Source organism: Microbacterium sp. KKR3/1 (genome assembly GCF_021272365.1).
Classification (GTDB): Bacteria; Actinomycetota; Actinomycetes; order Actinomycetales; family Microbacteriaceae; genus Microbacterium; species Microbacterium aurugineum.
Genome location: NZ_JAJSDW010000001.1, coordinates 1079416 through 1092517, shown reverse-complemented (window position 1 = coordinate 1092517; position 13102 = coordinate 1079416). Strand labels below are relative to the sequence as shown.

Genomic DNA, 13102 nt, shown 5'->3' with positions numbered 1-13102 from the left:
ACGACGAAGGAGGAGCCGTGGTACGACGACCGGCTCCTCCTTCGGCGTCTCCCGCGCCGAAGACTCCGCGGACGACGGGGAAGTCGGCCACGAAGCCGAAGCCCGCGTCCGCATCGAGGCCGACGCATGGCTCCGCTCCGCGTGTCGACGTCCGCGAATGGGCGGCGGGTATCCGTCTGTCCGCCTTCTCCGTCATCATGCTCTCGCTGGTGGTGCTCGGCGCGTGGGTCCTCGTGCCCACGCTCGGCACCTTCATCGATCAGCGCCAGAAGATCGCGGCGCTCGAGGCCTCCGTGCAGGTGAGCGAGGACGAGATCTCGGCGCTCATCGCGGAGCGGGACCGCTGGAGCGACCCCGCCTACATCACCACCCAGGCGCGGGAACGGTTGTACTACGTGAAGCCGGGGGAGGTCGTGTACCTGATCGACAACGATCTCGATCCCTCCGCGCTGCCTCGTGAGCAGGCGCCGGTCAGCGACACCATCCAGGAGAAGCCCGCGGACTGGATGCCGCACCTGTTGCGCACGCTCGTCTCAACGGGCCTGAGCGACACGGCGGCGGTGGCTCGCTGAGGGGTCGCGTCGAGCATCTTCTCGGGCGGCTCCCGTACGCTGGAGAGGTGACCACGCCGCCGTTCCCCGCCCCCACTCCCGCCGAACTCGCCGTCGTATCGGCCCAGCTCGGCCGTCCCGCTCGGGGTGTGGTGGGCATCGCCGCCCGGTGCGCCTGCGGCAACCCGACGGTGGTCGCCACGACCCCCCGTCTTCCGGACGGCACTCCGTTCCCGACCTTCTATTACCTGACCCACCCGGCAGCGACCGCGGCCATGTCGACGCTCGAAGCCACGCAGGTGATGCCGGAGCTCGCCGCCCTGCTCGTCGACGACGAGGAGGTGGCCGCGGCCTACCTCGCCGCCCATCAGGCCTACCTCGCCGACCGCACGAGGTTCGGAGAGGTCCCCGAGATCGACGGCATCTCCGCCGGGGGCATGCCGACGCGCGTGAAGTGCCTCCATGCGCTCGCCGGACACGCGCTCGCGGCGGGCCCTGGAGTGAACCCCATCGGCGACGCCGCGCTGTCGCGCTCCTCGTGGTCCCCGACGGTCTGCCGGTGTGAGGACCCCGGCGCCGCCACGCGTGAAGAGGCGGCTCTCCCGGAATGACCGTGCGTCGGACGTTCCGCAGCGCTGCCGCCGTCGTGGTGGTCGCGGCCTCCGTCCTGCTCCTCGGAGCCTCCGCGACCCCGCCGCCGATCCCGGATGATCCGGCCGACCCGACGCGTGCGTCTGAGTACTGGCTCGACGGAGCGCGGATCCGCGAGGCCTGGCAGACCACACGGGGCGAGGGCGTGACGATCGCCGTGATCGACACGGGCATCGGCAAGGTGCCACAGGTGTTCGGCGATGCCGTGGTGGGCGGGACCGACGTTTCCGGCGCGGGAACTCCGGACGGACGCACACCGCTGGGCGCGGTCGACGGCAACCACGGCTCCTGGGTGGCGTCGCTCGCTGCGGGGCGCGGCGCGGCGGACGGCACCGGCATGATCGGTGTGGCGCCCGAGGCGAACCTGCTGTCGATCTCCGTGGGGTTCGGTGCGGCGGCGGCCGTCCCGTTCACGGAGCAGGTCGCGAAGGGCATGCGCTGGGCCGTCGACAACGGCGCCGACATCATCAACCTCTCCTTCACGACGAACACGCTGGATTGGGACGAGAGCTGGGACGATGCGTTCCTGTACGCCTTCGAACACGACGTCGTCGTGGTCGTCGCTGCAGGGAACAGGGGGAGCGGGACGAACATCATCGGCGCCCCGGCCACGATCCCCGGTGTGCTCACGGTCGGCGGGGTGGACCAGACGGGCACGGCGAGTGTCGAGGCCTCCACGCAGGGCATCACGATCGGCATCTCGGCGCCCAGCGAGGGCTTGATCGGCGTCTCGGCCGACGGGACGATCCAGCCCTGGCGCGGAACGAGCGGCGCGGCCCCCATCGTCGCCGGCGTCGCAGCTCTGATCCGTTCGGCGCACCCCGACATCAAGGCGATCGACGTGATCAACCGGATCATCCAGACGGCCATCCCGGTTCCGGATGCCGTCAAGCCGCGGGATCCGCTCTACGGCTACGGGCTTGTGGATGCGGCGGCGGCGATCTCCGCGGACATCGCGCCGGTGACCGAGAACCCGATGGGCGATCTCGCCGAGTGGATCCGGTGGTTCCGCCGCGCGGAGGCGAAACCGGAACCCGAGGCGTCCGTCACACCGGTCGCCGTGCCGCCTCTCCCGGCCGCGGACGCGCCCAGCGAGGCCGGTTCACCGTTGCTTCCCAGCGCTGATTCGCTGCGTTACGGTACCCTGCCGCTCATTGCGCTCACGGTCCCTGGTATCCTGATAGCGCTTGGCGTCACCGCAGCTGCCCGGCGCATCCGATCGGCGCGCGTTCCCGTACGCCAAATCCCCGACTCCGAGGAGTAGTTCTTCTGTGCCTCAGAACAGCACTGTGCCCAAGATTCTGATCGTCGGCGGAGGGTACGCAGGTTTTTACACTGCGTGGAAGCTCGAGAAGCACCTGCGCAAGGGTGAGGCCGACGTCACGATGGTCGACCCGCTGCCGTACATGACCTACCAGCCGTTCCTCCCCGAGGTCGCCGCCGGTTCGATCGAGGCGCGGCACTCGGTGGTCGCCCACCGTCGTCACCTCAAGCGCACGCACGTCCTCACCGCGAAGGTGACGAACATCAACCACGCGCAGAAGGTCGCGACGATCACGCCGCCCGTGGGCGAGCCGTACGAGTTCGCGTACGACCAGATCGTCGTCACTGCCGGAGCGGTGTCGCGCACGTTCCCGATTCCCGGGATCGCCGACAACGCGATCGGGCTGAAGACGATCGAGGAAGCCGTCGCGATCCGCGACAAGGTGATGTCGAACTTCGACAAGGCGGCGTCGCTGCCGGCCGGCCCCGAGCGCGACCGTCTGCTCTCCGTCGTCGTCGTCGGTGGTGGCTTCGCCGGCATCGAGGTGTTCGCGGAGCTGCGCTCGCTCGCCTCCTCGCTCGTCGGCAAGTACCCGCAGCTGAGCTTCGAGGACACGCACTTCCACCTCATCGAGGCCATGGGGCGCATCATGCCCGAGGTCTCGCTGAAGACCAGCGAGTGGGTGCTGAAGGACCTCGCCAAGCGTGGTGCCAACGTGCACCTCGACACCCAGGTCACCGGGGCGATCGACGGCAACGTCGAGCTCTCCACGGGCGAGGTCATCCCGACCGACGTCATCGTGTGGACCGCCGGTGTCATGGCCAACCCGACGGTGGTGCGGGGCGGAGACCTTCCCGTCGAGGAACGCGGTCGCATCCAGACCCGCGCCGATCTGCGCGTGGGTACCCCCGAGGCCTTCGTCGAGGGTGCCTGGGCCGCGGGTGACGTGTCCGCCGTGCCCGACCTCTCCGGTGGGGGAGTCGGCGGCTTCTGCGTGCCGAACGCTCAGCACGCGGTCCGTCAGGCGAAGCTCCTCGCCAAGAACCTCGTCGCCGTCCTGCGCGGAGAGAACCCCAAGGAGTACTTCCACAAGAACCTGGGCGCCGTCGCCGGCCTCGGCCTCTACAACGGTGTCTTCCAGTCCGGCAAGATCGCCCTCAAGGGCTTCGTGGCCTGGGTCGCGCACCGTGGCTACCACGGCCTCGCGATGCCGACCTGGGAGCGCAAGTTCCGCGTGATCTGGGGCTGGTGGAACAACCTGTGGCTGGGCCGCGACCTGGTGAACCTCGAGACCGTGCAGAACCCGCGTTACGTGTTCGAGGAGTTCGCTGCCCGCCCGCGTCCGGCCGCTCCCGCGGCGCCGGCTGCGGACACGGCTCCGGCCGCGAAGTCCGAGCCTCCCGTCAAGAAGTCTGCGGCCAAGGTTTCCGACGCGGAGGGTGAGGCGGAGGCGAAGAAGCCGGCGACCAAGAAGGCTCCCGCCAAGAAGGCTCCCGCGAAGAAGGCCGCTGAACCCGTCGAGGCTTCGGCGAAGTAGTCGGACGCTCTCGCGTCTCCGGAACGGCCCCGTGCGCTCAGCGCCGGGGCCGTTCCTCGTTTTCTCGGCACCTGTGCGTTTCCGAGGCGTTGCTCAGGCGTGCTCCGATAGTGTCGTCACCGCGAAGGGGAGTACTCCCGTCTGCAGCGTCGTCGTCATTACGAGCACGAGAATGTGCTCCGGCCCGCTGGCCCGCGAGGGTGGAGGAGACCTTGGCACCCGTATCGCGGGCCGCCGAGAAACCCCTGTCGTCTTCTCCGACGTGGGGATGCCTGGTGGTCTGCCCCACGAAGGGATCACCATGGGAAGGCTCGCCCACTGATGCTTCTGTCCATCGACACCGATCACGGCTTCACCGGCCTCACCGGGTTCGCAGCCGATGTGCTCATCGCTCTCGGTGACTTCGGCGTCGGCCTTCTGGTCTTCCTCGAAGTGCTGATTCCGCCGATCCCGAGCGAGGTGATCCTTCCGTTCGCGGGGTACCTGAGCCAGAGCGGTCAGCTGAACCTGGGCTGGCTCATCTTCTGGAGCACGCTGGCATCGTGGATCGGTGCGCTCCTGCTCTACGGCCTCGGCGCAGCGATCGGGATGCACCGGGCGGTGCGTCTGCTCGCGGCGACGCGTCTGGTGAGCCGCTCGGACCTGGAGCGCGGATCCGAGTGGTTCGTGCGCAGCGGCGCGTGGACGGTGCTGGTCGGGCGCATGGTGCCCGGGGTGCGCAGCCTCATCTCGATCCCGGCCGGTGCCGCTCGCATGAACCTGGTGACCTTCAGCCTCTTCACGATCATCGGCAGCGGGCTCTGGAACACGCTGCTCCTGGGGGTCGGCGCGGCCCTCGGCACTCAGCACGAGCAGCTGGAGCAATATCTCGGCTATCTCGACTACGCCGTCTACACGGCGATCGCGATCGCCCTCGTCGTGCTGGTCGTGCGTCGGATACGTGAGGCGGCGGGTGAGCGGAAGAAGCTCGCACGCGCACAGGACTGAAAGCGGTGCCCCCGCTGGGACTCGAACCCAGACTGAAGCGATTTTAAGTCGCCTGCCTCTGCCATTGGGCTACGGGGGCCTGCTCGTCAGCCTAGCCCGGTCAGCGGATGCGACCCGGTGCCGTCGGGGGTGATCCGGAGTACGAGGAGGCCGTAGGGTGGGGGAGTGCTCGACCTCATCGACGAACTGAGCCCGGCCCCCGGCGCGCTCGCGGTCGCCCCCGAATGGGAGGATCCGGCCCGCTATTGGCCGCGCCTCTCCGCCGTGACGGGCCATCTGCCGGCGCCTGTCGCGGTGATCGACCGGGAAGCGCTCCGCTACAACGCCATGGATCTCCTGGTCCGCGCCGGTGGTCTTCCGATCCGCGTGGCGTCGAAGTCGGTGCGTGTGCGTGCCGTGCTCGATGCGGTGCTGAAACTCCCCGGGTTCCGGGGCATCCTCGCGTTCACGCTCGAGGAGGCGCTCTGGCTCGCTGAGACGCATGACGACATCATGCTCGGCTACCCGACCGTGGACCGCGCGGGGCTGGAGAAGCTCTTCGCCGACGAGCAGGCGGTGCAGCGCATCACGCTGATGGTCGATGACCTCGTCCACCTCGATGTGATCGACAGTGTCGCCGGACCGGGATCCCGTCCGGAGATCCGAGTGGCGATCGACGTCGACGCCTCGTGGCGCTCCTCGCTCCTCGGACACATCGGTGTGCGTCGCTCGGCTCTGTTCTCGGCGGGAGAGGTGGCTGCTTTCGCCCGAAAGGTCGTCGCACGCCCGGGCTTCCGGCTGGTCGGACTGCAGATGTACGACGCGCAGATCGCCGGGCAGGGCGACGACGCCGGCCCCGACGCGCCCCTTATCCGGATGGTGCAGGCGCGCTCCCGCAACGAACTGCGGGAGCGTCGGGCGGACATCGTGGCCGCGGTCGGAGCGATCGCGTCTCTGGAGATCCTCAACGGCGGGGGGACGGGTTCGCTCGAGTTCACCGGGAGCGATGAGTCCCTCACCGAGGCGAGCGCCGGCAGCGGCCTGCTCGGAGGACACCTGTTCGACGGCTACCGCTCCTTCCGTCCCGCGCCGGCTTCCGCATTCGCGTTCGACGTCGTCCGACGCCCGGCCCCGGACATCGCCACCGTGCTCGGCGGCGGATGGATCGCCTCCGGGCCTGCCGTCGCCTCGCGCCAGCCGCGAGCCGTCTGGCCGCAGGGACTCCACACGCTCTCCCGCGAAGCGGCGGGTGAGGTGCAGACACCGCTGCAGGGTCCTGCCGCCAGGTCACTCGGAGTGGGGGATCGGGTCTGGTTCCGTCACGCCAAGAGCGGCGAGCCGGCGGAGCGCATCGACGGATACCACCTGGTGTCGGGTGAGGAGATCATCGACGAGTTGCCGACCTATCGCGGCGAGGGAAAGGCGTTCCTGTGACGAGAATCGGCGGTTCCTGGCAGAACTGGGGCCGCTCGGCCTCGGTGCGGCCCGTGCGTGTGGAGCGTCCGCGCAGCCCGGAGGGTGTGCAGCGGGCGGTTCTGGCTGCGGTGAAGCAGGGGCTCAGCATCAAGGCGGTGGGCGCCGGACACAGTTTCACGGGCATCGCCGTGGCGCCGGGAGTCCTGCTCGAGCTCGACGATCTGCAGGGACTCGTCTCGGCGGATGCCGCAACCGGCCGGGTGACGCTTCTCGCAGGAACCCGGCTGCATCGGATCCCGCGCTTGCTCGCACCCTTCGGGCTCGCGATGGAGAACTTGGGGGACATCGACCGACAGTCGATCGCGGGTGCCATCTCGACCGGGACCCACGGCACCGGCGCCGGGTTCGGCGGGCTCGCGACCCAGGTCGTCGGAGTCACGATGGTCACGGCGGACGGCGAGTTCCTCCGCATCGATGACGAGCGCGAGAGTGAGCTGCTCCCGGCCGTCGCGCTCGGCCTCGGCGCGCTCGGGATCATCGTCGAAGTCACGCTCCAGTGCGTGCCGGCCTTCGTGATGCATGCGATCGATGAACCGGCTCCGCTCGACTACGTGCTCGAGACGCTCGAGGAGCGGGTGGCGGCGTCCGATCATTTCGAGTTCTACTGGTTCCCCCACACCGATGTCGCCCTGACCAAGCGTCAGACCCGCCTGCCTGAGTCGACCGTGCGCCAGCCGCTCCCTGTCGTGGGGAGGTGGATCGACGAGACGCTCCTGTCCAACGGTGTGTATCGGGTGGTGTGTGCCGCGGGACAAGCGGTTCCCGCGATCACCCCGCCCTTCAGCCGGCTCGCGGTCAGGCTCACGGGGAATCGCGAGTACACCGAGCTCTCGCACCGAGTGCTGATCCAGAGTCGCACCGTGCGGTTCCGCGAGATGGAGTACGCGCTCCCCGCGGAGAACGTGGTGGCGGCGTTCCAGGCGGTGCGTGCTCTCATCGCCCGACGCGGGTGGCGGATCGAGTTCCCGATCGAGGTGCGCTTCGCCGCCAGCGACGACCGCTGGCTGTCGACGGCGCACGGGCGCGCGACGGCGTACATCGCCGTGCACCGGTACTGGCGTGCCGACCCGACCGAGTACTTCGGCGCGGTGGAGGAGATCATGCTCGAGTTCGGCGGTCGCCCGCACTGGGGCAAACTCCACACGCTGACCGAAGAGACGCTGCGGGAGCGCTACCCGCGCTTCGAGGACTTCGTCGCGTTGCGCGACCGCCTCGACCCGGAGCGCCGGTTCGGGAACCGCTACCTGGAGCGAGTCCTCGGGAGCTGATCCGACGTCCGTGGAGAGTGCATCGGCGCCCAGTCCACGTGCAGGGTGCGCGTCTAGGATGGGAGAAACACGAGGAAGGGTGGGCCTCTGATGGAATGGCTCGTGCCGGTACTGATCGTTGTCGGAGTGATCCTGCTCGCCGGCATCTATCTGTGGGCCACGTACAACTCGTTGGTGCAGCTCAAGGTGCGCGTCGATGAGGCGTGGAGCGGGATCACGGTGCAGTTGAAGCGACGAGCCGACCTCATCCCGAACCTCATCGAGACCGTCAAGGGCTACGCCTCCCATGAGAAGGCGGTCTTCGAGAACGTCACCCGTGCGCGCGCCGAGACGCTCTCGGCCGGTGGGCCCGGCGAGGCCGGCATCGCGGAGGGGCACCTGCAACAGGCCCTGCGCAGTCTGTTCGCGGTCGCCGAGGCATACCCGCAGTTGCAGGCCAGCACCAACTTCCTCCAGGTGCAGCAGGCACTCGTCGACACCGAGGACAAGATCCAAGCCGCGCGCCGGTTCTACAACGGCGGTGTGCGCGAGCTCAACACCAAGATCAAGGTTTTCCCGAACAACCTGTTCGCGAAGGGGCTGGGCTTCACCGAGCGCGAGTTCTTCGAGGTCGCCGACAGCAGCGCGATCTCAGAGCCGCCTCGCGTGCAGTTCTGACCTCGCGTGCGGTTCTGACCTCGCGTGCAGTTCTGACGGAGAGCGCACTCACCAGACGGACAGCACCAGGCCCTCGTCGGTGAAGGTCACGTCTCCGCGCACGCCCCAGGAATCCGTCCGGTACGTCGTGGTGCGCGCCGCGCCGTCTTGACCGGTGCCGACCAGCGTGACGACGAGTGCCCCGCCGTCGGCGCGGAACCCGATGCCGTCGAGCGTCACGGCCGGCAGCTCTTCCACGCGGTAGCGGAACTCCGACACCGCGCGAAACTCGGTGCCCCACGGGATCCGGATTCCGCACCCCTCGGGTGCCGCGTCCGACGGCGTCGTGCACGCCGTGAGGTAGTCGTCGAGTTGCTTCTGCGCCGCGACCGTCGCCTCCGGTCGGAGCGTTGCCTCCACGGCGAGCTCCGACTCTTCGCCGGGGAGCACCACCAGCGCGCTGCGGCCGTCGAGCAGTGCGACCGGAGCGGGGGCGACCGAGTAGGCGGCAGGGAGCAGGGAGGCCTTGTCTGCGGTCGGCAGGGTCTGCTCGCCGACCGCGACGAAGGAGCCGATCGTGGTCGTGGGTGTCACCGTGCCCAGGCCGGACGCGTCGACGGTCCAGCGTCCGCCGACAGGCGTCAGAGACAGCTCTGCTGTGTGTTCCTCACCGTCGAGCACGAACGAGATCCCCACGGTCGCTTCTTCACCGTCGCGGGCGCGTCGGTCGTCGCTCGCAGATGTCACCGCGGCGTCTTCGATGACACCGGTCGCGGCGGCGAACGCGGTGAGAGCCTCGGTGGAGACGTCGACTCCCGTCGCCTCGACGGCATCGGGATCACCGGATTCGAGCGCCCGGAGATAGCTGATGGCGGCATCCGCCGGCGTCGGGGAACCTGAGGTCGACTGCCAGATCCAGACGGCGGCAGCCACGAGCACGACTCCTGCGGCTCCGCCGATCATCCACCACCGAGCCCGACTCACGTCGCGCCCTCCCTGACATGTGCGTGCCGCCCGACGGAGCCACCGGCCCCGACCAATGCGCCGTGCACCTCGGCGGTGGCGTCGCCCCAGCCCGACACCGACACGTGCTCGAGACCCTGCCAGTGCGCGGCGAGCATCAGTTCGGCGGCGATCGCATCGGCATCTTCCGGGCGGGCGTGGGGTTCCCACCAGGCGGACTGCACCTGAAGGGTGGAGGTGGCGCGATCGGCCTTGAGATCGACGCGCGCGACGATGCGGTCGTCCACGAGGACCGGGAGCGAGTAGTAGCCGAACCGACGCTTCTCGGCGGGCACGTAGATCTCGATCCGGTAGTCGAGGTCGAAGATGCGAAGAGCGCGCTCGCGGAACCAGACCACCGGATCGAACGGAGTCAGCAGGGCGGCCGCGTCGACTCTGCGAGGGAGCACGGCGTCACGGTGTCGCCAGGCGGGGAGCGGGCGTCCGCCTCGTTCCCATCCGCGGACGTGCACCGGGATCAGCTCGCCCTCGTCGACCAACGCGGCGATCGATCGCGCGATGGTCGCGCGATCGCGGATCCGGTAGTAGTCGGCGAGGTCGGACTGCGTCGCGACGCCGCTCGAGCGGGCGGCACGGCGCGTCAGCTCGAGGATCGCGTCGGCGCGCGAGACCTCCTGCGAACGGATCGGGTCGGGGATGACCTGCTCGGCAAGGGCGTACGTCCGCTCGAAGCCCTTGCGCCCACTGACGGCGACGTCACCTGTGCGCCAGAGGTGCTCGAGCGCCAGCTTGACCTCGTCCCAGTCCCACCAGGTGCCTCGTTCGCGGGGCGCGTCCGCGCGGAGGTCGGCGGGGCGCAGCGGACCTCGGGAGCGCAGTTCGTCTTGCACCCACGCCACGGTGCGGGCGTTTCGGCTCAGCCAGGAATCCTCGTCCGCCCAGCGCCGACGGAAGTCCTCCATACGAAAACGCCAGAGCGGCCAGTCCGCGATCGGGATGAACGTCGCCTCGTGCGCCAGGTACTCGACGTAGTGCGTGGTGCGGGAGAGGAAGACCCGGTCCAGGAGGGCGGGGTCGTAGTCGCCGAGACGCGAGAACAGCGGCAGGTAGTGGGAGCGCGCGAACACGTTCACGGAGTCGATCTGCAGCACGCCGAGACGATCCATCACGCGATGCACGTGGCGCGCAGCGACCGACGCGGGTCGTGCTCGCGTGAAGCCCTGAGCGGCTAGCGCGATGCGGCGCGCCTGGGTGGCGCTGAGGGATTCGGTCACGTCGTCAGCGTATCGCCGGCGTCCGACATCGCGGTCCCGGCGGTGAAGGATGCGTCCAACGGCATACGGCATGACCGTAGACTTGGGCGATGAGTGAGGATCAGCGACCCCGGCTGCGAGATCTCTTCCGTCCGCGCCCGGTCTCCACGGACCGCACCGTGACGACCGAGGCCGACGAGGCGGTACCGCTGCCACTGCGGATCACGGCGAGCTACGCGTGGCGTCTGCTGCTCATCGCGGCGGCGATCGGCGTCTTCATCTGGCTGGTCATGCTGCTCAAGCTCCTGGTCATCCCGCTCATGGTCGGCATCCTCATCACCGCTCTGCTCTGGCCGGCGTTCTCCTGGATGCTGCGTCACGGCGTCCCGCGCTGGTTGGCGATCACGCTCTCCCTCATCGGCACAGCCGCCGTCGTCACGGGGCTGATGTGGCTGGTGGTCTGGCAGGTGCGCGCTCAGCTCCCTGACGTTCAGGCGCGATCGACCGAGGCGTTCGATCAGTTCCAGGTCTGGCTTCACGAAGGTCCGTTGAAGCTCTCCGACACGCAGATCGCCGACTACCTGCAGCAGGGACTCGATTTCCTCACCGAGCAGACCCAGGCCCTCTGGACGGGCGCTCTCGCCATCGGCACGACCGTCGGGCACGTCGCCACCGGCGCACTGCTGTCGCTGTTCATCCTCATCTGCCTGCTCGCCGACGGTGCGGGCATCTGGCGGTGGACGGTCAAGATCTTCCCGCGCAAGGCACGGCCGGCGGTCGATGGAGCTGCGCGCAACGGCTGGGCCACGATCGTGAACTACGCCCGCACCCAGTTGTTCGTGGCGACCATCGATGCGATCGGCATCGGGCTCGGAGCCTTCCTGCTCCAGGTGCCCCTCGCCCTTCCCGTCGCCGTCCTGGTGTTCCTCGGCTCCTTCATCCCGATCGTCGGTGCCGTCGTGACCGGCGCCGTCGCCGTCTTCCTCGCGCTCGTCTACAACGGTCCCTGGATCGCGCTGTGGATGCTCGTGGTCGTGCTGGCCGTCCAGCAGATCGAGGGGCACATCCTGCAGCCGATCATGATGGGCTCGGCGGTCAAGGTGCACCCTCTCGCCGTCGTCCTCGTGGTCGCGGGCGGCGCGATGATCGCGGGAATCCCCGGAGCCCTCTTCGCCGTCCCGTTGGCGGCTTTCGTCAACGTCGCGGCGGTGACCATCAGCACGGGATCCTGGCGCACCGGCGCGGGCCCGAGCGGAGACCTTATCTGGAGCACAGTACCGCGCGAGCGGAGACGGAGGAATCGATGAGCGAAGTCCCCAGCCTGACCGAGTTCGAGCACGCAGCTCAGAGTCTGGCTGAGGTGATCTCGCACACGCCGACGCTGCCGTCGCGAGCGCTGTCGGACATCCACGGCAGCACGGTCCTGCTCAAGATGGAGAATCTTCAGCGCACGGGTTCCTTCAAGATCCGCGGCGCCGCGTACCGGCTGTCGCGGCTGAGCGCTGAGGAGCGCTCCCGCGGTGTCGTCGCCGCCTCCGCGGGCAACCATGCCCAGGGTGTCGCCCTCGCCGCCCAGGCCCTCGGGATCCCGGCTACGATCTTCATGCCGCTCGGCGTGCCCGTGCCCAAGCTCCTCGCCACCCGCGGGTACGGCGCAGAGGTCGTGCTGGAGGGGGAGACCGTCGCGACCTCGCTGCGACTGGCGGCGGAATTCTCCGAGCGCACCGGGGCCGTGCTGATCCACCCGTTCGACCACCGCGACGTCGTGATCGGACAGGGAACGCTCGGCCTTGAACTGCTGGAGGATGCGCCGGACGTCGACACGGTCGTCCTCGGCATCGGGGGAGGCGGTCTCATCGCGGGCGTCGCCGCGGCCGTGAAGGCCCGAGCCGCCGAGCTCGGGCGGACAGTCCGCATCATCGGTGTCCAGGCGGAGAACGCCGCCGCCGTGCCGCCGTCGCTCGCGGCGGGGGAGCCGGTCGACATCGTCACTCGTCCGACCATCGCCGACGGCATCCTCGTCGCCCGTCCGGGAGCCGTCCCGTTCGAGATCATCAAAGACCTCGTCGATGAGGTGGTCACCGTCTCCGACGATGATCTCGCGCGGGCTATCCTCATCCTGCTAGAGCAGGCGAAGGTGGTGGTCGAACCCGCCGGTGCCGCAGGTGTGGCGGCGATCCTGGCCGGCAAGGTCTCCGGAACGGGAACGACGATGGCGGTGCTCTCCGGCGGCAACATCGACCCGCTCCTGTTGCAGCGTGTGGTCTCTCACGGCCTCGCGGCCTCCGGCCGGTACCTGACGATCCGGATTCCGCTCCCCGACCGGCCGGGGCAGCTCGCTCGAGTGTCGGAGCTCATCGCCGAAGCCGGGGCGAACGTCATCGAAGCCATGCACACGCGGCACGGCCACGGACTCCAGATCAGCGACGTGATCCTGGAGCTCAGCGTCGAGACACGGGGACCCGAGCATTCGGAGCACACGCTCGACACGCTGCGTCGCGCCGGGTTCGCGCCCATCCTCGTCCCGGATTGAGCAC

At 69.1% G+C, this 13102-nt stretch carries 12 protein-coding genes and 1 tRNA gene; 10 read left to right on the top strand and 3 right to left on the bottom strand.

Annotation, left to right across the window (positions count from 1 at the left end; translation table 11 throughout):
- Nucleotides 1-17: 17 nt before the first annotated feature.
- From LVJ59_RS05280 to LVJ59_RS05260, 5 genes are all read left to right on the top strand, one after another.
- The gene (locus LVJ59_RS05280) at nucleotides 18-572 is read left to right on the top strand and encodes a septum formation initiator family protein (RefSeq protein ID WP_232762253.1); all 555 of its coding nucleotides are present in this window, start codon (nucleotides 18-20) and stop codon (nucleotides 570-572) included.
- A gap of 47 nt (nucleotides 573-619) precedes the next feature.
- Nucleotides 620-1162, top strand: a complete 543-nt coding sequence (locus LVJ59_RS05275) for a DUF501 domain-containing protein (protein ID WP_232762252.1) — start codon at nucleotides 620-622, stop codon at nucleotides 1160-1162.
- Complete coding sequence (locus LVJ59_RS05270) at nucleotides 1159-2466, top strand: S8 family serine peptidase (RefSeq protein WP_232762251.1); 1308 nt, start codon at nucleotides 1159-1161, stop codon at nucleotides 2464-2466. The genes LVJ59_RS05275 and LVJ59_RS05270 overlap by 4 nt, the downstream gene beginning before the upstream one ends.
- Before the next feature lie 25 nt (nucleotides 2467-2491).
- Nucleotides 2492-4003 (top strand): NAD(P)/FAD-dependent oxidoreductase, encoded by a 1512-nt coding sequence (locus LVJ59_RS05265; protein ID WP_232762250.1) that lies wholly within the window; start codon nucleotides 2492-2494, stop codon nucleotides 4001-4003.
- Nucleotides 4004-4324: 321 nt separating this feature from the next.
- A complete protein-coding gene (locus LVJ59_RS05260; RefSeq protein ID WP_131493489.1) occupies nucleotides 4325-4990 on the top strand; it encodes a DedA family protein in 666 nt (221 codons plus the stop codon).
- A gap of 6 nt (nucleotides 4991-4996) precedes the next feature.
- Here LVJ59_RS05260 and LVJ59_RS05255 read toward each other — a convergent pair.
- Nucleotides 4997-5069: transfer RNA gene (locus tag LVJ59_RS05255), tRNA-Leu, on the bottom strand.
- Between the two features lie 86 nt (nucleotides 5070-5155).
- Here LVJ59_RS05255 and LVJ59_RS05250 point away from each other — a divergent pair.
- From LVJ59_RS05250 to LVJ59_RS05240, 3 genes are all read left to right on the top strand, one after another.
- A complete protein-coding gene (locus LVJ59_RS05250) occupies nucleotides 5156-6403 on the top strand; it encodes an alanine racemase (protein WP_232762249.1) in 1248 nt (415 codons plus the stop codon).
- A complete protein-coding gene (locus tag LVJ59_RS05245; protein WP_232762248.1) occupies nucleotides 6400-7713 on the top strand; it encodes a D-arabinono-1,4-lactone oxidase in 1314 nt (437 codons plus the stop codon). The genes LVJ59_RS05250 and LVJ59_RS05245 overlap by 4 nt, the downstream gene beginning before the upstream one ends.
- A gap of 90 nt (nucleotides 7714-7803) precedes the next feature.
- The gene (locus LVJ59_RS05240) at nucleotides 7804-8370 is read left to right on the top strand and encodes a LemA family protein (RefSeq protein ID WP_029262976.1); all 567 of its coding nucleotides are present in this window, start codon (nucleotides 7804-7806) and stop codon (nucleotides 8368-8370) included.
- A gap of 48 nt (nucleotides 8371-8418) precedes the next feature.
- On the opposite strand, the gene LVJ59_RS05235 is transcribed toward LVJ59_RS05240, so the two are convergent.
- Together LVJ59_RS05235 and LVJ59_RS05230 are read right to left on the bottom strand one after the other, a co-directional pair.
- Complete coding sequence (locus tag LVJ59_RS05235) at nucleotides 8419-9333, bottom strand: hypothetical protein (RefSeq protein WP_232762247.1); 915 nt, start codon at nucleotides 9331-9333, stop codon at nucleotides 8419-8421.
- Nucleotides 9330-10586: a winged helix-turn-helix domain-containing protein gene (locus LVJ59_RS05230; protein ID WP_232762246.1), complete on the bottom strand. Its 1257-nt coding sequence runs from the start codon at nucleotides 10584-10586 to the stop codon at nucleotides 9330-9332. The genes LVJ59_RS05235 and LVJ59_RS05230 overlap by 4 nt, the downstream gene beginning before the upstream one ends.
- Before the next feature lie 89 nt (nucleotides 10587-10675).
- On the opposite strand from LVJ59_RS05230, the gene LVJ59_RS05225 reads away from it, so the two are divergent.
- Together LVJ59_RS05225 and ilvA are read left to right on the top strand one after the other, a co-directional pair.
- The gene (locus tag LVJ59_RS05225; protein WP_131493498.1) at nucleotides 10676-11872 is read left to right on the top strand and encodes an AI-2E family transporter; all 1197 of its coding nucleotides are present in this window, start codon (nucleotides 10676-10678) and stop codon (nucleotides 11870-11872) included.
- A complete protein-coding gene (ilvA, locus tag LVJ59_RS05220) occupies nucleotides 11869-13098 on the top strand; it encodes a threonine ammonia-lyase (protein WP_047523205.1) in 1230 nt (409 codons plus the stop codon). Before LVJ59_RS05225 ends, ilvA begins: the two co-directional genes overlap by 4 nt.
- Nucleotides 13099-13102 lie beyond the last annotated feature (4 nt).